21 protein-coding genes are annotated in these 20808 nt (G+C 35.4%); 15 read left to right on the top strand and 6 right to left on the bottom strand.

Annotated elements, in window-relative coordinates; translation table 11 throughout:
- Positions 1 to 70: 70 nt before the first annotated feature.
- The 12 genes from LV842_RS04155 to LV842_RS04100 all read left to right on the top strand — a co-directional run bounded on the left by LV842_RS04155 (position 71) and on the right by LV842_RS04100 (position 14812).
- Positions 71 to 2146 (top strand): T9SS type A sorting domain-containing protein, encoded by a 2076-nt coding sequence (locus LV842_RS04155; protein WP_233110202.1) that lies wholly within the window; start codon positions 71 to 73, stop codon positions 2144 to 2146.
- Positions 2147 to 2307: 161 nt separating this feature from the next.
- Positions 2308 to 3393 carry a peptide chain release factor 1 gene (gene prfA, locus LV842_RS04150; RefSeq protein ID WP_233110201.1) on the top strand — a complete coding sequence of 362 codons (1086 nt, stop codon included), beginning with the start codon at positions 2308 to 2310 and terminating at the stop codon, positions 3391 to 3393.
- 75 nt (positions 3394 to 3468) lie between these two features.
- Positions 3469 to 4152, top strand: coding sequence for a hypothetical protein (locus tag LV842_RS04145; protein ID WP_233110200.1), 684 nt, complete (start codon positions 3469 to 3471; stop codon positions 4150 to 4152).
- A gap of 88 nt (positions 4153 to 4240) precedes the next feature.
- Complete coding sequence (locus LV842_RS04140) at positions 4241 to 6352, top strand: prolyl oligopeptidase family serine peptidase (protein ID WP_394801197.1); 2112 nt, start codon at positions 4241 to 4243, stop codon at positions 6350 to 6352.
- Positions 6353 to 6477: 125 nt separating this feature from the next.
- Complete coding sequence (scpA, locus tag LV842_RS04135) at positions 6478 to 8598, top strand: methylmalonyl-CoA mutase (RefSeq protein ID WP_233110199.1); 2121 nt, start codon at positions 6478 to 6480, stop codon at positions 8596 to 8598.
- A gap of 538 nt (positions 8599 to 9136) precedes the next feature.
- The gene (locus LV842_RS04130) at positions 9137 to 9880 is read left to right on the top strand and encodes a hypothetical protein (protein ID WP_233110198.1); all 744 of its coding nucleotides are present in this window, start codon (positions 9137 to 9139) and stop codon (positions 9878 to 9880) included.
- Positions 9881 to 9891: 11 nt separating this feature from the next.
- Positions 9892 to 11283, top strand: a complete 1392-nt coding sequence (locus LV842_RS04125) for an RtcB family protein (RefSeq protein WP_233110197.1) — start codon at positions 9892 to 9894, stop codon at positions 11281 to 11283.
- A 187-nt stretch (positions 11284 to 11470) separates the two neighbouring features.
- On the top strand, positions 11471 to 12016 hold the full coding sequence (locus LV842_RS04120) for a nucleotidyltransferase domain-containing protein (protein ID WP_233110196.1): 546 nt from the start codon (positions 11471 to 11473) through the stop codon (positions 12014 to 12016).
- 6 nt (positions 12017 to 12022) lie between these two features.
- Positions 12023 to 12610, top strand: coding sequence for a hypothetical protein (locus LV842_RS04115; protein ID WP_233110195.1), 588 nt, complete (start codon positions 12023 to 12025; stop codon positions 12608 to 12610).
- Positions 12589 to 13287 (top strand): peptide chain release factor H, encoded by a 699-nt coding sequence (prfH, locus tag LV842_RS04110; protein WP_233110194.1) that lies wholly within the window; start codon positions 12589 to 12591, stop codon positions 13285 to 13287. The genes LV842_RS04115 and prfH overlap by 22 nt, the downstream gene beginning before the upstream one ends.
- Entirely contained in the window at positions 13274 to 13789 is a 516-nt protein-coding gene (locus tag LV842_RS04105; protein WP_233110193.1) for a tetratricopeptide repeat protein, read from the top strand. Before prfH ends, LV842_RS04105 begins: the two co-directional genes overlap by 14 nt.
- 24 nt (positions 13790 to 13813) lie before the next feature.
- Positions 13814 to 14812 carry an enolase C-terminal domain-like protein gene (locus LV842_RS04100; protein ID WP_233110192.1) on the top strand — a complete coding sequence of 333 codons (999 nt, stop codon included), beginning with the start codon at positions 13814 to 13816 and terminating at the stop codon, positions 14810 to 14812.
- Between the two features lie 14 nt (positions 14813 to 14826).
- Here the strand turns inward: LV842_RS04100 and LV842_RS04095 are convergent, their stop codons facing one another.
- Complete coding sequence (locus LV842_RS04095) at positions 14827 to 15117, bottom strand: cytochrome C (RefSeq protein ID WP_233110191.1); 291 nt, start codon at positions 15115 to 15117, stop codon at positions 14827 to 14829.
- A 22-nt stretch (positions 15118 to 15139) separates the two neighbouring features.
- On the bottom strand, positions 15140 to 15433 hold the full coding sequence (locus tag LV842_RS04090) for a c-type cytochrome (RefSeq protein ID WP_233110190.1): 294 nt from the start codon (positions 15431 to 15433) through the stop codon (positions 15140 to 15142).
- A gap of 206 nt (positions 15434 to 15639) precedes the next feature.
- On the opposite strand from LV842_RS04090, the gene meaB reads away from it, so the two are divergent.
- On the top strand, positions 15640 to 16653 hold the full coding sequence (meaB, locus tag LV842_RS04085) for a methylmalonyl Co-A mutase-associated GTPase MeaB (protein WP_233110189.1): 1014 nt from the start codon (positions 15640 to 15642) through the stop codon (positions 16651 to 16653).
- Positions 16654 to 16695: 42 nt separating this feature from the next.
- Here meaB and LV842_RS04080 read toward each other — a convergent pair whose 3' ends face one another.
- A complete protein-coding gene (locus tag LV842_RS04080) occupies positions 16696 to 17247 on the bottom strand; it encodes a DUF4251 domain-containing protein (protein ID WP_233110188.1) in 552 nt (183 codons plus the stop codon).
- Between the two features lie 111 nt (positions 17248 to 17358).
- On the opposite strand from LV842_RS04080, the gene LV842_RS04075 reads away from it, so the two are divergent.
- Both LV842_RS04075 and LV842_RS04070 read left to right on the top strand, forming a co-directional pair.
- A complete protein-coding gene (locus LV842_RS04075; RefSeq protein ID WP_233110187.1) occupies positions 17359 to 18165 on the top strand; it encodes a M48 family metallopeptidase in 807 nt (268 codons plus the stop codon).
- A 97-nt stretch (positions 18166 to 18262) separates the two neighbouring features.
- Positions 18263 to 18574, top strand: coding sequence for a hypothetical protein (locus LV842_RS04070; protein ID WP_233110186.1), 312 nt, complete (start codon positions 18263 to 18265; stop codon positions 18572 to 18574).
- Positions 18575 to 18613: 39 nt separating this feature from the next.
- Here LV842_RS04070 and LV842_RS04065 read toward each other — a convergent pair whose 3' ends face one another.
- The 3 genes from LV842_RS04065 to LV842_RS04055 are packed head-to-tail and all read right to left on the bottom strand — an operon-like array spanning position 18614 to position 20776.
- Positions 18614 to 19225, bottom strand: a complete 612-nt coding sequence (locus LV842_RS04065; protein WP_233110185.1) for an outer membrane beta-barrel protein — start codon at positions 19223 to 19225, stop codon at positions 18614 to 18616.
- A complete protein-coding gene (locus tag LV842_RS04060; RefSeq protein ID WP_233110184.1) occupies positions 19209 to 20024 on the bottom strand; it encodes an ABC transporter ATP-binding protein in 816 nt (271 codons plus the stop codon). Before LV842_RS04060 ends, LV842_RS04065 begins: the two co-directional genes overlap by 17 nt.
- Positions 20024 to 20776 carry an MlaE family ABC transporter permease gene (locus LV842_RS04055; protein ID WP_233110183.1) on the bottom strand — a complete coding sequence of 251 codons (753 nt, stop codon included), beginning with the start codon at positions 20774 to 20776 and terminating at the stop codon, positions 20024 to 20026. The genes LV842_RS04060 and LV842_RS04055 overlap by 1 nt, the downstream gene beginning before the upstream one ends.
- Positions 20777 to 20808: the final 32 nt, after the last annotated feature.

Genomic DNA, 20808 nt, shown 5'->3' with positions numbered 1-20808 from the left:
TAATCCGATACAATTAATTTTGCGCAAATTTAGTATAATTAATTTAGAATAAATAAAAATAAATATTCAAATGTTTAAAAGTTTATATTCTATAACAGCCAAAATTGGCTTAAGTTTAGGAATTTTATCCGTTGCTGCGGGAAATTTATCTGCTCAACAATGGCAGGATGTTGGAGGATCAGGAAATCTTTCTTCCGGTACATCGAGCTATAATAATTTATCGATTGATGGACAGGGAAATTATTATGTTTCATATTACGACGTAGCGATAGGAAAAGGTTCGGTACAAAAATTTAACGGAACATCATGGTCTTATGTAGGAGGTTCGGCAGGAATAACAACGGCAAGTACAACCTACAGTTCATTATCTTTAGATTCTTCCGGAAAATTATATTATACCAATCAATGGGCCTATCCGAATGCGGGAATGGAAGTTAGAAAATTTGACGGAACTTCATGGAGCCAGCTTCCCAATGCATTTACTGCAACTACAAATTATCAGGCATCAACAGTAGCACCAAATGGAACTCTTTTCGTATATGGATCTGTGGATTCCGGGACTGTGAAACGTTTTGTAAACGGAGCTTGGGAACAGGTTGGAGCAACGGGAATTGCAGTAGGAGTGCCTTATAATGCTGAAATGGTAATAGGTACGAACGGAAAAGTCTATGTTTGCCATAATGCATCCGGAGTAAAAGTATATGAAAACTCTCTCTCAGCTTCTTCTACAGATGTATGGACTCTCGTTGGAGGAACTTCGGTAGGAAGTACATTTACAGAAGGAGTGAATGCTACATCAGATATCGCTATCGGAGCAGATAATAAATTGTATGTAGTATATTCTTCAAATGCTGCGAACAATAGAAAACTGAACGTAAAAAAATTTAACGGGACAGATTGGGAACAAGTCGGAAATGCCAATTTTGGAATTTCTAATGATTTATACAATGTATCTATTGCAGTTACACCTGCCGGAAAATTATATGCTGTTGCAAGTGGTTGGTCAGTTAATGGAGGAAAAAATACGGTTTATGAATTTGATGCAACAACCAACACTTGGGTAACATTTGGAGGAGACTTCGTATCCGATGGAACTGCTTTATATAATGATTTACAATATGATACTTTCAATAATTCATTGGTTCTTACCTATTCTCAAAGCGGAGTAAAAGTAAAAAGGATTTCACTTACACCTGCTTGTAATAATACAGATCCGGGAACAACTCCGGGAGATATAGGCTGTGTAAGTTTTACATACAAAGGTCAACCCGTTTCTTATACCACGGTAAGAGGTCAGGATGGTAAAGTTTGGTTGCAGCAGAATTTAGGAAGTACACAAGTGGCAACTTCACAAACAGATACAAATTCTTATGGAGATCTTTTTCAGTGGGGAAGGTGGGATGACGGACATCAGTTGAGAAATTCACTGACAACTGCTATGCCTTCTGTCAATAATCCTTCGGGTTTAGCAGGTATTACTGCATTTATCGTTGGTTCCGGAACTGGTGCGTATTGGTGGAATACAAATGCATTAACTGATAAATGGTCAGGAGAAAATACTGCTGCAATTACTTCAGAAACCGGAGTCGATCCATGCAGAGCAATTGGGCAGGGTTGGAGATTACCAACTCAAGCAGATTGGACAACAGCAGTGAGTTCAGAAGGTATTTCAAACCCTTCGACAGCATATAACAGCAAACTTAAACTTCCTGCAGCAGGTAACAGAAGTCCTAGTGATGCTAGTTTTACTTATGAGGGACAAAGAGGATATTACTGGAGTTCCGATGTGTCAGGTTCAGGAGGGAAATATCTTTATATTGGTACAACCATTGCGAATGCGGCTTCAGGAGGTCCCAGAGCACAAGGTCAGTCATTGAGATGTATTAAAGAAACGTCTGCATTAGGAACATCAGATATCAGACGAATCAATTTCGGAATTTATCCAAATCCTACAAAAGATATTCTGAACATTAAAGTTGATTCATTAATTGATACAGTTAATGTTACAAATATGGTTGGTCAAAGACTAAATGTTCAGTTCACTAATAATCAAATTAATCTGCAAGGCTTTCCAAACGGGATGTACATTGTAGAATTAAAATTAAAAAACGGGCAGACAATTTCTAAAAAAGTGATTAAAAACTAATTCCGTTCATATTAGATTGATAGACAAAAGGCTTTTTTTAGGCCTTTTGTTTTTTATAATCATTTTTTTGAAGATATACAATTGCTTATTCAGTAAGCTTATCAAAATGGGCTTTTTTTGTTCGTAATCAATTCCGTATCTTTGCAAACTAAATTTTCACTATGTCTAAAAGTTTAATTCCGAAACTGGAAGCTATAAAACAAAGATACAATGAGGTTGCAGACCTTATTATTCAGCCTGATGTTATTTCAGATCAGAAAAGATATTCTTCTTTAAACAAAGAATATAGTGATTTGGGGAAAATTGTAAGAGTTTACGATCTATATAAAGGGGCGTTAGATACCATTGAAGAATCTGATGAGATTATTGCAGATGGTTCAGATAAAGATTTTGTCGAATTGGCAAAAATCGAAAAAAACGAAGCGTTAGAAAAAATTCCCGGGTTGGAAGAAGAGCTTAAAGTTCTTTTGATTCCTAAAGATCCTGCGGATGATAAAAACGTAATTGTGGAACTTCGTGCTGGAACTGGAGGAGATGAAGCTGCGATTTTCGTAGAAGATGTTTACAGAATGTATACCATGTACTTTAAATCAAAAGGATGGAGACATGAAGTAACCGATTCTAATGAAGCTGCAAAAGGGTATAAAGAACTCATCATGAAAGTGGAAGGAGAAGGTGTTTACGGAGTTATGAAATTCGAATCAGGAGTTCACCGTGTACAGCGTGTTCCTGAAACAGAATCTCAAGGAAGAGTTCATACTTCTGCTATCACAATTGCAGTTTTACCGGAAGCTGAAGAAGTGGATTTTGAACTGAATCCTGCAGATATTGAAATGCAGACTTCACGTTCAGGAGGAGCAGGAGGTCAGAACGTAAACAAGGTTGAAACTAAAGTTCAGTTGACACACAAACCTTCAGGAATGGTGGTTGTTTGTCAGCAGGCACGTTCTCAGCTGGCAAACCGTGAATTGGCAATGGAAATGCTTCGTACCAAATTATACGACATCGAATTGCAAAAAGTACAGGGAGATATTGCAGCACAACGTAAATCAATGGTTTCTACAGGTGACCGTTCTGCAAAAATTAAAACGTACAACTATCCGCAAGGAAGAGTTACTGATCACAGAATCAACAAATCAATGTACAACCTTGACGCGTATATGAATGGGGATATCTCTGAAATGATAGATGCGGTAATCATGGCTGAAAATGCTGAAAAAATGAAAGGTGAAGAGGATAATTATTAAAACCTTTCTTTTTACTAAATATAAAGACTTCTGATTTCTCAGAGGTCTTTTTTTATTTGAACAGATTCTCTATTTTTGGGCAAAAAGTTATTGAAACTTATCATGAAAAAAATATTAATTATTATATCAATCTTTTTAATTTCAACTCAGAATCTTCATGCTCAGACGGAAGTAAAGAAACCGGAAGAGGTATTTACGATGATCTTTAATGTTGCGATGAAGAAGGATAAAACGTTATTGAACACCCTAAATAATTATACCCCAAGAATAGTAGATGATTATAAAATCGATAACGATGATTTTAATATTGCGAGTCGTGGTGCATTTGATGGAGTTTCTAAAGAGGCATTAGATATATGTAAAAAGGAAATAATTGATCTTAATGCAGTAATAAACAATGCTCTTGCTAATACGGCAATAACGATTATAAGTAAAAAGACTATTCCCGATGAGTATAACTTACCAGGTAAAATGGTAGAAATTACATATTTGGCAAATTTTATAGTTCCTCAAAGATTAGAAGATATGGAGCGTTCTGAAATAAAAAATGTAACGCCGGCCGAATTTAAAAAATTTCTTCTTCAGACTATTAACGAATTAAAGAAAGCAGATAAAAAAGTTGAAGTAAAGATGGATTTTACATTAAGGCAGATAATTAAAGACGACAAAATCTACTATACTACATCTTCCTCGGAAGAGCTGAGGTCGGATATCATTAAGTCATATTTTATGAGCTTAATAGATATTGCAAAGAAATAATAAAAATTTTTATTAAATAGTAAAAGCTGTCGATTCGGAAGCTTTTTTTATTTAAAACACATTCCGTATTTTTGAGAAAACCTTCACAATGAATTTTAAACCTATTTTACTAACAGCTGGAGTATTATTTTCAGCAACTTTTTATTCTCAAAAAATGATTTATCCCAAAGCATTAAAAAGAAGTCAGACAGATGCATATTTTGGAACTGCAGTGGCAGATCCGTTCAGAGACCTGGAAAATGACTCTGAAGCAACGAAAAAATGGGTGGATGAAGAAGTAGCGCACAGCCAGAATTATCTTTCAAAAATTCCTTTCAGAGATCAAATTAAAGATCAGCTTAGAGATATCTGGAACTATGAAAAAATATCAGCACCTTTCAAAGAAGGAGACTATACTTACTATTATAAAAACGATGGACTTCAGGCGCAGTCGGTGTTGTACAGAACCGATAATAAAACCAAATCAACAGAAGTTTTCTTAGACCCTAATAAATTTTCAGAAAAAGGAACAACATCTCTGGCTCAGTTATCTTTCAATAAAAAAGGAAATTTAGCAGCCTATTCAATCTCAGAAGGAGGGAGTGACTGGAATAAAATTATAATCATTGATGCCATTACCAAAAAACAGATCGATGAAACATTGGTTGATGTAAAGTTTAGCGGTATTTCGTGGCAGGGAGATGAAGGCTTTTACTATTCAAGCTATGACAAGCCGAAAGAGGGCACAGTGCTTTCCGGAATGACAGATAAACACAAAGTATACTTTCATAAATTAGGGACAAAACAATCTGCAGATAAACTAATTTTCGGAGGCGATAAAACACCAAGAAGATATTTGGGAGCGGGTGTTTCTGAAGATCAGAGATATTTGATCATTTCTGCGGCTAATGCGACAAACGGAAATGAATTATACATCAAAGACCTGAAAAAAGGAGGCGATTTTGTACAAATTAATAAAGGATTCGATATCAATGTAAGTATTGTAGATACCCAAGGTGACGATCTTTTCATTTTTACAGATAAAGACGCTCCGAATATGCGTTTGGTGAAAACTACCATCAAAAACCCTTCACCGGAAACATGGAAGGATGTTATTCCCCAAACAGAAAATGTATTAGGAATTTCCACAGGAGGAGGGTATTTCTTCGCCACTTATATGATTGATGCTATTGATCAGGTAAAGCAGTTTGATACAACAGGAAAACTGATCAGAGAAATTACCTTACCGGGAAAAGGGAACGTTGGAGGTTTCGGAGGTAAAAAAGAAGAAAAAGAATTATATTTTTCATTCAGCAACTACATCACCCCTGGAACTACCTATAAATTTAATGCAGATTCGGGTTCCTCTGAAATTTATCAGAAGCCGAAAGTAAAATTCAATCCGGAAGATTATGTTTCCGAACAAGTCTTCTACACTTCAAAAGACGGAACGAAGATTCCGATGATGATTAATTATAAAAAAGGGACGAAGCTTAATGGTAAAAACCCTACAATTCTCTATTCTTACGGAGGTTTCAATATCAGCTTACAGCCAGCCTTTTCTGTTGTTAATGCAATCTGGATGGAAAACGGAGGGATTTATGCCGTTCCGAACATTCGTGGTGGTGGAGAATATGGAAAAAAATGGCATGATGCAGGAACGAAACAGCAAAAGAAAAATGTTTTTGAAGACTTCATTGCAGCCGGAGAATATTTACAAGCTAAAGGCTATACTTCAAAAGAATTCATGGCGCTTTCAGGAAGATCAAATGGAGGTTTGCTGGTAGGAGCAACGATGACGATGCGTCCTGATCTGGCAAGAGTGGCTTTCCCGGGAGTTGGAGTGTTGGATATGTTGAGGTACAATAAATTCACAGCAGGAGCAGGATGGTCTTACGATTACGGAACAGCAGAAGATAATAAGGAAATGTTTGAATACTTAAAATCTTACTCACCCGTTCACAATGTAAAATCAGGAACTTGTTATCCTTCAACGATGATCATTACAAGTGATCACGATGACAGAGTAGTTCCTGCACATTCTTTCAAATTCGGAGCAGAATTGCAGGAAAAACAGACGTGTAAAAACCCGATTTTATTAAGAATTGAAAAAAATGCAGGTCATGGAGCAGGTCGTTCTACAGAGCAGGTAATTGGTGAAAATGCTGATCTGATTTCTTTCGCATTGTACGAAATGGGAATTAAGACGCTTGGAAAATAATTAAGAGCTTATATAAAAACAAAGGCGATTTTACAGCATTGTAAAATCGCCTTTTTATATTAAAAATTAAGACAAAATTATTATTTCAAAAATCCGTAATTTTAGCCGGTAATAAATCTGAAAGTATGAGACGGGAAGTTCAAAACAAAACTCCTCAATTTAATATAACCGAAAAAAAATCGGAAATCTATCCATTCGAAAAAGATGGATTGCAGTTAAAATCTTCTTATAAAGCAGAAGATGTTAAAAATCAAGAACTAACAGAAACTTCTCCGGGAATTGCTCCTTACTTAAGAGGACCATATTCTACCATGTATGTTCAGAAACCTTGGACGATTCGTCAGTATGCAGGTTTCTCAACAGCTGAAGAATCAAATGCTTTTTACAGAAGAAATTTAGCGGCAGGACAAAAAGGACTATCGGTGGCTTTCGATTTGGCGACGCACAGAGGATATGACTCAGATCATGCGAGAGTGGTAGGTGACGTTGGAAAAGCAGGAGTGGCAATCGACTCTGTGGAAGATATGAAGATTCTGTTTAATGAAATTCCATTAGATCAGATTTCAGTTTCTATGACGATGAACGGAGCGGTTTTACCAATTTTATCTTTCTATATTGTAGCGGCAGAAGAACAGGGAGTTTCTCAGGAATTACTTTCAGGAACCATTCAGAATGATATTTTGAAGGAATTCATGGTGAGAAATACTTACATTTATCCGCCTGCTCCTTCTATGAAGATCATTGCAGATATTTTTGAATATACTTCTAAAAATATTCCAAAGTTTAACTCAATATCTATTTCAGGATATCATATGCAGGAAGCGGGAGCTACGCCGGTTCTTGAAATGGCTTATACCCTTGCAGATGGCTTGGAATATGTAAGAACAGGAATAAAAGCAGGAATGAATGTTGATGATTTCGCCCCACGATTATCTTTCTTTTGGGCAATCGGAATGAATCACTTCATGGAAATCGCAAAAATGCGTGCTGCAAGATATATTTGGGCAAATTTGTTACAGCAATTCAATCCTCAGAATCCGAAATCTTTAGCATTAAGAACACATTCACAAACTTCAGGTTGGTCTTTAACGGAGCAGGAGCCTTTCAATAATATTACAAGAACGGCAATTGAAGCCTTATCTTCAGCTTTGGGAGGAACTCAGTCTCTTCACACAAATGCTTTGGATGAAGCGATTGCACTTCCTACAGATTATTCTGCAAAAATTGCAAGAAATACTCAGATTATTCTTCAACAGGAAAGCGGAATCTGCGATGTGGTAGATCCGATGGGAGGAAGTAACTTAGTGGAAAGTCTTACTCAGCAGATGATTGAAGAAGCCATGAAATACATCGATGAGGTTGAGCAGGAAGGTGGAATGACAAAAGCGATCGAAGCCGGAATTCCAAAAATGAGAATCGAGGAAGCTGCTGCGAGAAAACAAGCAAAAATCGATAGCGGAGAAGAATTTATCATTGGGGTAAATTCATTCAAATCTGACCTGAAACAAGACGAAATCGAAATCTTAGACATTGATAATACGGAAGTTCGTAGAAAACAGATCGAAAGATTAGATTCAATAAAACTAAGCAGAAACTCAGAAGCGGTTGAACAGATTTTAAATGAGATCAGAGAATCTGCAAAAACAGGAAAAGGAAACCTTCTGGCATTATGTATTGAAGCTGCCCGTAGAAGAGTAACTCTTGGCGAAATGAGTGATGCGATGGAAGAAAGTTTCGGAAGATATAAAGCAAACATCAGAACAATCTCAGGAGTTTATGCCATGAATGCAGGAAAGAACGAATATTTTGAAAAAGCCCTGAACCTTACTCAGAAATTTGAAGAAGAAGAAGGTCGTCGTCCAAGGCTAATGGTTGCTAAAATGGGACAGGATGGTCATGACAGAGGAGCAAAAGTAGTAGCAACGGCATTTGCAGATATGGGATTTGATGTCGATGTGGCACCGTTATTCCAGACGCCGGAAGAAGTGGCAAAACAGGCAGTTGAAAATGATATTCACATTTTGGGAGTTTCATCATTAGCCGCAGGTCACAAAACGTTAGTTCCGCAAGTTGTAGAAGAGTTGAAAAAATTAGGAGCGGATGATATTACGATTGTTGTAGGTGGTGTTATTCCTCAACAAGACTATGAATTCCTTTATGCTAACGGTGCTGACTTTATTTTCGGTCCCGGAACCAACCTTCCAAAATGTGCAGTAGATATTTTGGAAAAGTTTTTAGAAAAGTAAAAATTTATTTTGTATTTCAGAAAAATGTATATCTTTGCATCTGAAAATCAAGTTTAACCATTATAAAAAACAACGAAGCAATGTTCAAATTCAACTTACATTCAACAGTAGGATTGCCTTTTGCAAAGGCAAGGCTTCGTGGTTTGGTACACTCATAGAATAACAGTATATTGAAATATCAAAACCCGAAGTCGTAAGATTTTCGGGTTTTTTATTGCGCAATATTTCAAACTTAAATCAGTTTCCCCGAAATCTTTTTTTATAAAATTTAGGAATCTTTTCAAATAGTTTTTAGGAGCTATTTCCCGCTTTCCGCTATATCTTTTTCATTACGGCCTCCGCTTCGCTGCGGCCGCAACAAAAAAGGATGTCGCTGCAATCGGGGCTAAGAAAAGGTTACCATAATGTCATTCTGAAAATAGGAAAATTTCCATTTCAAAATGACAGAATATTTCAACTAAAAATTTAGTTGGTTAAGATTTAATGTGATGTATTAAAGTTTAGCTTCTAATATTTCACCTCTAATTTCTAAAAATTAATGGAAAAAGATCACCTTATGTTTTCCAGATTGCGAAGTCTGAGAAGCAAAAAAAGAATAGTTAAAAAAGATGTAGAAAAACAGATCAGAAAAAAGTATAAATGGAGTAAAGAACTTTGGAAAATAAGAAGAGAAATTCCACTAGTTCCTTTGGAAAAACCTTATCAGAAGGGATTTGTAAGATTTTTTGTCGTAAGAGATGATGTAAAACGTTCCAAAGACGGCGATTTCTTCGTAGGAATTCTGAGTAAAATCAATACAAAGATGTATTCCGAAACCCGGAAATTCTTAAAAAAGAAAAGAAAATTCGGACGAAGAATCTATGTTGACAGAGAACAAAAGCTGGTTCAGCTTTCAGCCTGTCAATGGAATAAATTAGGATTAACGACAAGAGAAAAACAGTATTTCTTAAAAAGAGAAGAATACAATCCGTTCAGAAAAAGGGATAACATTTACTACGAATTTATCGAACCATGGAGATTTGTATTGAGAGTACAACCCAATATGATTACTCATTGTAAACCTTTAGATTCAGATTTAGAGAAGGAAATTGACAAGCTCGATTCTTATTTAGGTCAGCATAAAATTGCGGGAATTGTTCATAAAAAGATCTATGGAAAACCCACTCTATGGAAAGATAAGTACAGACGTGATCAAATGAAAAGCTTAAAAAACTTTCACTACAACATCTCTGCAATAGAGATTGCAGAAAAATTAGAGGACGAAAATGTCCTGAAATTGTAAAACAAAAAACAATGGGAAATTTAAAACTTAAAGGAAAAGATATATTAAAAATAGGCTATCCGAACAATCAGAGTGTCAACATCGCTTTGGAAGTCATGAAAAGAAATTTTGCAACAAAAAATATTCATCATGTGAAATCTCTTTTAAAGGAAATTCTGCAAAATCCGGAAAACTTCGAGAAAGATTTAACGTTCGGACAAATCGCAGAAGCTTTGCTTTCATCGAAAAAAACTGAAAAAAGAATGTTGAATACCAATCGTGCTTCTTTTCAGATTTTCGGAAACAATATTTCGGAAGAAGCAAAAAACCAGCTGTATACCGCATTGAAACTTCCAATTTCAATGCAGGGCGCTTTAATGCCTGATGCACATAGCGGTTACGGACTTCCGATCGGAGGAGTTCTTGCCGTAGAAAATGCCGTAATTCCTTATGGAGTCGGGATGGATATCGGTTGCAGAATGAGCCTGAGTATTTTGGATACTCCTATTTCATATCTTGACGGAGCAAGAGATAAATACGAGAAAGCTCTTGCCGAGCATACGAAATTCGGGATGTATGAAACACATAAATCTCACGTCGAGTATGAAATTTTCGACAGAGATACGTTTGATATGATTCCGGTTTTAAGAAGACTAAAAGGAAAAGCCATCAAGCAAATGGGAAGTTCCGGAGGCGGAAATCACTTTGTAGAATTCGGAGAGGTTGAAATTACGGAAGAAGACGAACAAATCGGACTTCCTAAAGGAAAATATCTTGGAATTCTTTCACATAGTGGTTCGCGCGGTTTGGGCGCTGAAATTGCTCAATATTATTCGAGAGTGGCAGTAGAACAATGTCCGTTACCAAAAGAAGCACAACAATTTGCTTGGCTGGATTTGAGTACGCACCTCGGATTGGAATATTGGACAGCAATGAATTTGGCAGGAGATTATGCTTCGGCTTGTCATGACGATATTCACAGAAGATTGGTAAAAGCTGTCGGCGGAAGAGTAAAGGCGAGAATTGAAAACCATCACAATTTTGCATGGAAGGAAATTCACAATGGAAAAGAAGTGATTGTTCACAGAAAAGGAGCAACTCCGGCGAACGAAAATGAATTGGGAATGATTCCCGGCTCGATGACGGCAAAAGGCTTTATCGTTCGTGGAAAAGGAAATCCAGATTCTTTGAATTCCGCTTCTCACGGAGCTGGGAGAGCACATTCGAGAGGAGAATGCAGAAGTCTTTTCACTCAAAATGACATCAAGAAAGAATTGAAACTCAAAAATGTCATATTGATGGGCGGAAATGCAGAAGAAGCTCCAATGGCTTACAAAGACATCAATGAAGTGATGAATGCACAAAGTGAATTAGTTGATATTCTGGGAACTTTCCAGCCTCGAATTGTGAGAATGGATCGATAAATAGGTTGATAGGTTGTGGTTGTTAGTTGATGGATTTTGACTGATACTAATAATAGCCAGTAATATTTAAAGAATGATTGTCATTCAGAATGGAACGGAGTGAAATGAAGAATCTGCAAAAAAGATTTCTCACTACACTTTGTTTCGTTTGAAATGACAAATTCAAATCAACAAAAAAATTAAAAAAATGGGAGCACCACATAATATAAAAAGATACGGTGAAGTCTGGCCGGAATTTAGAATTAAAAGCGGACTTGAAATTTTAGAGAAATTAAAACATAAAGTCATTATTTCAGGAGGTTGGGCATGGCATTTTATGTCTGAAACCGGACATATAGAATATAAACATGCTCATGACCATAAGGATATTGATGTTTTTGTAAAGAAAGAAAACGTAGCTGAAACGGTTATCATTCTTCAGCAGGAAGGTTTTCAGAAAGTCTGGACAAGGTATGATCATTTGCCTAGTGAAGAAAATTTCCGCAGATATGAGAAAACAATAGAAATGGAAAACGGAAAATTCCACAGAATTACCATTGATTTCTTTGAAAGAAATGATTTGGAAACTATTGAAGCCAATGGATTTACAGTTGTGAAACCGGACATTCTTCTTTCATTTTACAGAAACATTCATTCCAGTGATAAATGTTGGGCAGTGATGGCTGCAAAAGATTTATTGGAAAAAGGAATTAATCCTGTTGGTCATCCGAAATTAAGTGAAATGCCAAAATAGACGGAAATGAAAAAAAGATACAAACAAGAATATTTTAATTATCATGATAGCATTCTCGTTGTCTGTCCGGATTGCGGAAAAGATGCTGTTGTGAAAAATGAATATAATTATAAACAGGCAACGCTGGAATGCAGCCATTGTGATTTGCGAAAAAGTGGATTGAATCTGATTGTTTATAAGGCTTTTGTAAAATTAAATTGTCCGATTTGTGCACATTCGATTCACTATGAACAAGAAAATTTAAAGGAAAAACCTAAGAATGTAAACGTAAAGTGCGACGAATGTGAATCCGGTTTTCAGGTTCAGGCAAGAAGTGAAAAATATTTGAATTCTTGCATCAAAGAAGAAGGGTTGATTCATGATCCGATTTTCGGCTGTCCTTATTATTTTCAGACGGATTTTAAAGGAAAACTATTCTGGGCAAAAAACAAGGAACATCTGTTGGAAATGGAAAACTATGTTTCATCGGATCTGAGGACAAGATTGCCTTACAGAATGCGAATGGTGGAAAGACTGCCGACATTTATTAAAGAAGCTAAAAACAGAGAAGCTCTTTTAAAAATTTTACAAAAATGGAAAAACTTATACAAATAACTTCAGGAAGAGGACCTTTGGAATGTCAATGGGTGGTTGCAAAAGTTCTGAAGGTTTTTCTTGAGGAAGTAAAAGATAATACAATAGACTACGAAATCATTCATCGGGAGAATGGAGATGAAAACCTGACGTTAAAATCTGTAACCCTACTTTTAAAATCAAAAAATGTAAATGAATTTTTAAAAAACTGGTTAGGAAGTATTTGCTGGACGGGTAAAAGTACGTTTCGGAAACTACATAAAAGAAGCAATTGGTTCATCGGTGTTTTTGAATTGGAAGGGTTGGAGAAAATTAATTTTAATGAAAAAGATATTCAGTTTCAGACGACGAGAAGTCAGGGAAGTGGTGGTCAAAACGTAAATAAAGTGAACACAGCTGTTCGTACCACTCATATTCCGACCGGACAGAGTGTTTTCGTGCAGGATTCCCGTTCGCAACTGGAGAATAAGAAACTATCCATTACGAGATTGAAAGAAAAGGTATTGGAACAGAATATTCTTCAGCTTCAAAAAAGAATGCAGGAAACCTGGAATAATCATTTGCAGGTGCAAAGAGGAAATCCGGTCCGCACATTTTCCGGGACAGATTTTAAAAAGAATTATCAGGAAAAATCTTTCAAAAAACAAAGAAATCACCTGAAAAACGAACTAAAAAACTACAAAAATGACCTTAACTAAAAATAAATATTACTTCGAGGCTTTGGATAATTATCCGTACAGTTTGCCGGATTGTCTGGAAGCTTTGAACTATGCACTGTCTTATGATCCTGAAGATGCAGACAGCTTGTGTTTGATGGGAAGAATTTACAGTGAAATGTTATGTGATTATGAAAAAGCCAAGTTATATTTTGAAGAGGCGATGCAATGTGATGTGACAAATCTGAATGTTCCTCAATATTATATAAAATGTCTTCTGGATAATGAAGATTTTCAGGAAGCCGAAAAACTGATTGGATATTCATTGAAGATCAAAGGGATTGATAAATCGACATTATGGTTTTATAGATCTTTACTTTCCGAAAAGCGGGGAAGCTTTGCCAATGCTTTGAAATTTCTGGAGGAGGCAGAAAAATATTGCTTTACCGAGTATAGCTGGAATGTAATTAAGGACCGTAAGAAATTTATCAAATCAAAAATGCCGAAGAAAAGCAAAATTAAAAAGAAGAGGGAGACGAAATAAGTCTCCTTTTTTGTAGCTTTAATTATGGAATTAAGGTTTGAATCAAAGCAACTTCAATTAAAAGAAACATTTGCAATTGCTTATGGGAATTATGACAAGCGAGATGCTTTATGTATAGAATTGTCTCATCAAAATTGTAAAGGTTATGGCGAATGTGTGGCGATTGATTATTACCAAATCAATCTTCAAGGTTTTGTTTTAAAACTAAAAGAAATTCAAAGTCAGATTGAGTTGCAGAAAATCATTCACCCGAAGGATTTTTTTACATTTTTAGTACGATTAAATTTACATCCGTTTTTACTTTCGGCATTGGATTGTGCGTATTGGGATCTTTTTGGGAAACTTGAAAATAAAAGCTTTACAGCATTAAATAACCTTCCCTCAGAAAATTTAATGGAAAGCTCAATTACTATTTCTGTGGCAGAAATCGATCATCAGATTGAAAAAATAAGTAAAAGCAATTGGAATAGATTCAAAGTAAAATGCAAAGGTTTAAACAAGACTAATGTTGAAAAATTTTTGCAGTTAAATGAAAATATTGCTTTAGATTCCAATTCAAGTTTTACCGATGAAGATTGTATTTGGCTGCAGGAAAATGTTGAAGTTCAAAAATTTTCATATTTGGAGCAACCTCGTCCGATTGATAATTATAAGATTTTAAAAAAAGAAAGTTTTGCAAATTGGATGGCGGATGAAGATTGTCAGAGTATCGATGTTCTCGAAGAGTTGTTTCCCTACTACAAAAGTATTAATATCAAATTAATGAAATGTGGCGGGTTGACTCCGGCTTTGGAAATGATAAAAAGAGCAAAAGAATTAAATTACAAAATCATGATAGGTTGCATGACCGAATCTTCTATAGGAATTTCTGCAGGATGTGTTTTAGCAGGATTGGTTGATTATGTTGACCTGGATGGTGCAAATCTTATTTCCAACGATTATGCAACCGGAAGTTTTGTTGAAAATGGTAACATAATTTTATCCTCAACACCAGGTTTGGGGATAGAATTAAAACAAAAATAGACTTCAAAAGAAGCCTATTTTTTATTTTCAGATATTAGATAATCATAAACCATTTGGTGCTGATCGTCACTCAACTTGGCTTTTGGAGCCATTCTGCTTAAGGTTTTTATCCATCCTTGATCGTCGTGTTTTGCCGGGTCAGGTAATTTGTGGCATCTGTTGCACGAGCTTTCGAAGATGGTTTTTCCCTGAGCCAATTGTTCAGATGAAGTGTATTTTGGTCCGGTTACGGCTACACTTTTCGGTCCGCACGATACTACTATCGTTGCAGAACAAAGGATCATACCCAAAATTAGTTTTTTCATAATACTATTTGTTTGAAGTGAATTATTTCTTCACAGATACGATGTAATCGTAAACCCATTGATGCTGATCATCTGTAAGTTTCGCTTTTGGAGCCATCGAATTCATAATTCCTACCCATTGTACAGAGTTGTGTGATGTTGGATCAGGCAATTTGTGGCATCTTCCGCAAGAGTTTTCAAAAATTGTTTTTCCTTGAGCAATTTGTTCCGGTGTAGAAGTCGAGGTTGCTGGAGTTGCAGTAGCAACAGGCGCTTTTGATGTACAAGAAACTAATAATATAGCAGCAAATGACGCTACAGCGATGATGTTTTTCATATGTTTATCTTTGAATAATAACAAATGTAATTAATTTCGTTTTGGGTTGATAACGAGTTCTGTAGTTTTAATTTAGAAGAAATAAAAATTATAAAATAACAAGAATGCTGGCTAATCATTGAATTAACAGATCAGTTCATCAGAATTTGATGAACAAAGCAAATTACCTATTGACCATTCACTCTTTAATTCTTAATTTTGAATCGATGAAATTTTCTACAGAAGAGCTTTTTGACGGAATACGATCAGGAAATAAACGCCTGATTGCAAAAGCTATTACATTGGTTGAAAGCAAGAAATCTGAACACAGAGTACAGGCAGAAGAATTATTGAAAAAAATAATGCCTTTTACAGGAAACTCAATCAGAGTGGGTGTTACAGGTGTTCCGGGTGCCGGAAAGTCAACATTTATAGAGAATTTCGGGAGATTGGCCATTGCGAATGGTAAAAAAGTAGCTGTTTTAGCCATTGATCCAAGTTCTGCTATTAATAAAGGAAGTATTTTAGGGGATAAAACCAGAATGGAAGAATTGGCAAAAGAAGAAAATGCTTTCATTCGTCCTTCTCCGAGCTCCGGGTTTTTGGGAGGGGTTGCCAATACAACTTTTGAAACGATGATGATTTGTGAAGCGGCGGGCTACGATTATATTTTAATTGAAACGGTTGGTGTGGGGCAATCTGAAGTTTTAGTTGCAGATATTACCGATGTTTTTTTATTCTTAAAAATAATTGGTGGGGGAGATGAACTTCAAGGCATTAAACGAGGGATTATGGAAATGGTTGATGTGATTTTCATTAACAAAGTCGATGCTGATAATCTTCAAAAAGCAAAAAACACCAAATTAGAATTAAAAAGAGCATTGGATTTTATTCCTCCAAAAGAAAAAAACTGGAAGATTCCGGTTCTTCTGGGATCTGCTTTATATAATGAAGGTTTGCATGAAATCTTTGAAAAAATTGATGAGTTTATAAACCTTAAAAAGAAAAACAACAGATTTGAAGCAGTAAGGACTCAACAGGCAGAAAAACGTTTTGAATATTGGGTTCAGGAATATATTTTGGCAATGATGAAGAGAAATAATTCTGTAGAAGAAGCATATACGGAACATAAAAAAAATGCTTCAGCTATGGTTTCAAATCCAAGTACCGAAGCGAAATTATTTGTTGAAAAGTTTTTAAGGGATTCGAGATCCGAGTTTCGAGATTCTGAGAATATTTAAGTTCTGTTTCTTTTATCTCGTATCATGTATCCAAAAACTTAACTAAGGTTTTTCTTTTTCCTGAGGTTCCTCATTTTTAGAAATATATCCATCATAAGAAATTGGTTGTCTGTCATTACTTCTGATTGATGTAAATGCTTTTCCATTTTTAAAAATTTCCATGATAATTTCATCTACATTACTTACATCCTTTGGTTTAATTTTTACAATCCAGGTTCCTTTTTTATTTTGAGACTTGTTTACGGTAAAATCTTTTGATGTGAATCTATAACCGTTTTTATCATTATTTCCAAAAGTTGGATTAAAAATCCTGCCAAAATAAGGTAAAACAACTTCAAGTTTATCTCCTTTTACGTCAATAGAGTAATTGCCTCCTGAAAGATCTAACATCCTTGTCGAAGTTGTGTTGGGCAGTGAGTTCATGATGTTAATTACATCGTAATTTGTAGGTGTTGCTCTTTCTGCATGAAATGAAAAGTCCTGAGAGTTAACAAGTGCTGTCACAGTCTGAGAATCGATTCCTGTCTGGGAAGAACAGCTTTGAAAAACAAATAAAAACCCTAAAATATAGAGGATTGAAATATACTTTTTCATGATAGCAAAATAATTATTAAATTTAAATAGCAAAATGTATGCAAATATATTCCTTCTAAAAACTTTTTGGAATAAAAATTGTTAAGGTTGAATTATTTAACACTCGAAACTATGAAAATAACACAATTATTAGGAATAGGAGCAGTTGCTCTGTCGACTATAGCATGTACAACAAACCCTATTACGGGAAGATCATCATTACAATTAGCCAATAATTCAGAAATTATGACCATGTCTGCACAAGAATACAAAACGACATTGGGTAAATCTAAGGTAATTACAGGAACGGCAGACGCAAAAAAAGTGGTAAATGTAGGGACAAGAATTAAGGCTGCTGCAGAAAAATACTATGCAAGTATTGGAAGAAGTGCAGATTTAGCGAGTTATAACTGGGAATTTAATCTTTTACAAAGCAGTGAGTTGAATGCTTGGTGTATGCCCGGCGGAAAAGTAGCTGTATATACAGGGATTTTGCCTGTTACCAAAAATGATAATGGTCTTGCAGTAGTGATGGGGCATGAAGTTTCTCACGCATTGGCAGGGCACGGAAATGAGAGAATTTCTCAGGCAATGGTAGCGCAATATGGTGGTCAGATTTTAGGAACAACAATTTCTAATGCACAGTGGGCGAGTATTTTTGAAAAAGCATATCCTATTGGTTCGCAAGTTGCTCTGTTGAAATATGGCAGAAACCAGGAATCTGAGGCAGATAAAATGGGACTATATTTAATGGGTATGGCAGGTTACGATCCGAGAGAAGCAATTCCTTTCTGGAATAGAATGGAAGCGGCTTCTACCGGAGCAAGACAACCTGAGTTCCTTTCTACTCACCCGAATCCTGAGACAAGAATTTCGGACATCAATAAAGACTTACCAAAAGCTTTAGAATATTATAAAGCTGCTGGTGGAAAAATATAACTAATATGGAATTTTAATCTTGATAAAGTCTTATTGAATTTTAGTAAATTTGATAAGACTTTTTTATTTACAGGATCTATTTTAACACACGAATACTATGAAAAGCTTATCTATTACTGGACTTATACTTTTGGCAGTTTCTGCATTACTCTTTTACCTTACAACTGATTTTACGGCTGAGAAAATTGGATTGCCTCATATTATGGGAATCATGGCGGGAATAGGAATAGGATTGATTATTGGCGGAATGGTAGGCTATGTAAGCAAAGGAAGTGCTTTAAAGGCAGAACAAAAAAGAAAAGAATTCAAACAATTACAGAAAGATAAAGAAGAGCTGGAAAAACAGGCCGCTATTATTGCAAAGCGAGAAGCTGAGTTCCATTCTCAAAATCAAAATCCTCAAATCTAAGACTTGAGGATTTTTTTATAATTGTTATTTTCGATGAATTTAGAATTTGTAACCAACTCCTACCATAAATAGATTGGGGCGGTTGTCATATCTGATTTCTTCTCCTGATACACTGCTGATGAATTTTCTTTCATCTTTACTGAAAGCACCTTCATATCTCGCATTTAAGATTAACTTTTTGATTTCAAGCTGAGCACCAAACTGATAACCTACGGTGAAATTATCTCTTGCATTCTCTTTAAAATCATTGAAAGTGTCTTCTTTGCTCAGGTTGTAGCTTGCAACAGGACCTACAAAAGCACTCAATGTATTTCCTAAAAGATTGTAACCTAAAAGGACAGGCATATCTATACGATTGCTTTTAATATCAAAAGTGGTATTTTCCGTTGTGAATTCGTTTTTAAATGAAGTGTAATATAATTCGGGCATTACATACAATGCCGCTGGAAGACCTACTTTTAAGGAAAGTCCAAAATTATACCCTACATTGTTTTTACCTTCGCCATCTATAGCTTCATTTACAGTTCCTTTAATATTTTTCCAAGAAGGTGAACCTGTTGGAAAAATTAAGTTAGCTTTACCCGCAAGAGAGATCTGTGCCGAAGCGAGCATAGAAAACCCTAAAAGTGCGATACTAAATATTTGTTTCATTATCGTCTATTTTTGTGATTGTATTCTCAATAGTTTTATTATTCTCCAATAAATATTCTCTTAATTCTTTAAACAGTTCTGATGAATAAACGAAATCGATCAGATTTTTATTGCCTGCAGTAATCAAGATGTCTTTGTTACCTTCCCATTCTTTAATTCCTAATCTCAGATATACAATTTTCTCGCCAATCGTCATTACCGAGTTCATATCGTGGGTGTTGATGATGGTTGTGGTGTTATATTCTTTTGTGATTTCCAGCAAAAGATCATCAATTACATTAGATGTATAAGGGTCTAATCCTGAGTTGGGTTCATCACAGAAAAGATATTTCGGATGGTTTACAATAGCCCTTGCAATGGCAACACGTTTTTGCATTCCTCCGGAAATTTCAGATGGAAATTTTCTGTTGGCCTTATCTAAATGTACTCTTCCTATTACTTCAAAAACCCTTCTTTTTTTCTCTCTGAAAGTTAAATTGGTAAACATGTCCAAAGGAAACATAATATTTTCTTCCACAGTTAAAGAGTCAAACAACGCACTTCCCTGAAATAAAGTTCCGATCTCTGAACGCAAATGCTGCTTTTCATCTCTGTTCATAACATTGATATCTCTGCCATCAAAAAGAATTTCTCCAGATGAAGGTTGATAAACATTCAATAAACTTTTAAGAAAAACAGTTTTTCCTGAACCACTTTGCCCGATGATAAGATTTACTTTCCCTTTCTCAAAGGTTGTTGAAATTCCTTTAAGTACTTCAACTTCATCAAAACTTTTCTTTAAATTTTTTACCTCAATCATTAGCTTAATATTAACTGGGTTAAAAGCAATTCGGAAATGATAATGAATACCATCGTCCAAACTACTGCTTGTGTACTCGCTCTACCTACTTCTAATGAACCTCCTTTCACATTATACCCGAAATAAGCTGGTACAGTTGCTATAATAAAGGCAAAAACAGTAGTTTTAGCAAATGCATAATAAATAAAAAGATTGGGCATATACATTTGAATACCAATCATGTAGTCGTTTGTTGTCCAGTTTCCGGTTAAGATTCCTGCGATATATCCTCCTCCGATACCAAAAACAATACTAATGGCAATTAATAAAGGATTAAAAATTACACATGCAATAATTTTGGGTAAAATTAGGAAGTTGGGTGAGTTTACTCCCATAATATCGAGTGCATCTATTTGTTCAGAAACTCTCATCGTCCCAATACTTGAGGCAATATATGAACCCACTTTTCCTGCCAAAATCAAACTGATAATAGTAGGGGCAAATTCTAAGATTAAAACTGCTTTTGTTGCATATCCTACAAATGATGGGGGAATTGGAAAGGAAGAAGCATCAAAGTTATTAAACATCTGAATGGCAACAACTGCTCCAACAAATATAGAAGTAAAGATAACCAACCCGAATGAGTTGACTCCCAAATCATTGATCTCTCTCATGAACAGCTTCCAAAAAACTCTCATTTTCTGAGGTTTCTGGATAGATTTACCTAGAAGGATGATGTATTCTCCTACTGCTGTAAAAAACGTTTTTAACATTCTGCTAAATTAGACTTTTTTTATTTAATTAG

Source organism: Chryseobacterium gwangjuense, assembly GCF_021311115.1.
GTDB lineage: Bacteria > Bacteroidota > Bacteroidia > Flavobacteriales > Weeksellaceae > Chryseobacterium > Chryseobacterium gwangjuense.
Note: the sequence above shows the minus strand (reverse complement) of the source record. Positions and strands in the feature narration are given on the sequence as shown.

What these genes read in the sequence shown, in the direction of transcription:
- LV842_RS04125 (WP_233110197.1), top strand. Translation starts at nt 9,892, where the DNA reads ATGGGAAATTTAAAACTTAAAGGAAAAGATATATTAAAAATAGGCTAT.
- LV842_RS04075 (WP_233110187.1), top strand. Translation starts at nt 17,359, where the DNA reads ATGAAAATAACACAATTATTAGGAATAGGAGCAGTTGCTCTGTCGACT.
- LV842_RS04055 (WP_233110183.1), bottom strand. Translation starts at nt 20,776, where the DNA reads ATGTTAAAAACGTTTTTTACAGCAGTAGGAGAATACATCATCCTTCTA.
- LV842_RS04140 (WP_394801197.1), top strand. Translation starts at nt 4,241, where the DNA reads ATGAATTTTAAACCTATTTTACTAACAGCTGGAGTATTATTTTCAGCA.
- LV842_RS04090 (WP_233110190.1), bottom strand. Translation starts at nt 15,433, where the DNA reads ATGAAAAACATCATCGCTGTAGCGTCATTTGCTGCTATATTATTAGTT.
- LV842_RS04155 (WP_233110202.1), top strand. Translation starts at nt 71, where the DNA reads ATGTTTAAAAGTTTATATTCTATAACAGCCAAAATTGGCTTAAGTTTA.
- LV842_RS04070 (WP_233110186.1), top strand. Translation starts at nt 18,263, where the DNA reads ATGAAAAGCTTATCTATTACTGGACTTATACTTTTGGCAGTTTCTGCA.
- meaB (WP_233110189.1), top strand. Translation starts at nt 15,640, where the DNA reads ATGAAATTTTCTACAGAAGAGCTTTTTGACGGAATACGATCAGGAAAT.
- LV842_RS04095 (WP_233110191.1), bottom strand. Translation starts at nt 15,117, where the DNA reads ATGAAAAAACTAATTTTGGGTATGATCCTTTGTTCTGCAACGATAGTA.
- LV842_RS04065 (WP_233110185.1), bottom strand. Translation starts at nt 19,225, where the DNA reads ATGAAACAAATATTTAGTATCGCACTTTTAGGGTTTTCTATGCTCGCT.
- LV842_RS04080 (WP_233110188.1), bottom strand. Translation starts at nt 17,247, where the DNA reads ATGAAAAAGTATATTTCAATCCTCTATATTTTAGGGTTTTTATTTGTT.
- LV842_RS04060 (WP_233110184.1), bottom strand. Translation starts at nt 20,024, where the DNA reads ATGATTGAGGTAAAAAATTTAAAGAAAAGTTTTGATGAAGTTGAAGTA.
- LV842_RS04115 (WP_233110195.1), top strand. Translation starts at nt 12,023, where the DNA reads ATGAAAAAAAGATACAAACAAGAATATTTTAATTATCATGATAGCATT.
- prfA (WP_233110201.1), top strand. Translation starts at nt 2,308, where the DNA reads ATGTCTAAAAGTTTAATTCCGAAACTGGAAGCTATAAAACAAAGATAC.
- prfH (WP_233110194.1), top strand. Translation starts at nt 12,589, where the DNA reads ATGGAAAAACTTATACAAATAACTTCAGGAAGAGGACCTTTGGAATGT.
- LV842_RS04120 (WP_233110196.1), top strand. Translation starts at nt 11,471, where the DNA reads ATGGGAGCACCACATAATATAAAAAGATACGGTGAAGTCTGGCCGGAA.
- LV842_RS04130 (WP_233110198.1), top strand. Translation starts at nt 9,137, where the DNA reads ATGGAAAAAGATCACCTTATGTTTTCCAGATTGCGAAGTCTGAGAAGC.
- LV842_RS04100 (WP_233110192.1), top strand. Translation starts at nt 13,814, where the DNA reads ATGGAATTAAGGTTTGAATCAAAGCAACTTCAATTAAAAGAAACATTT.
- LV842_RS04105 (WP_233110193.1), top strand. Translation starts at nt 13,274, where the DNA reads ATGACCTTAACTAAAAATAAATATTACTTCGAGGCTTTGGATAATTAT.
- scpA (WP_233110199.1), top strand. Translation starts at nt 6,478, where the DNA reads ATGAGACGGGAAGTTCAAAACAAAACTCCTCAATTTAATATAACCGAA.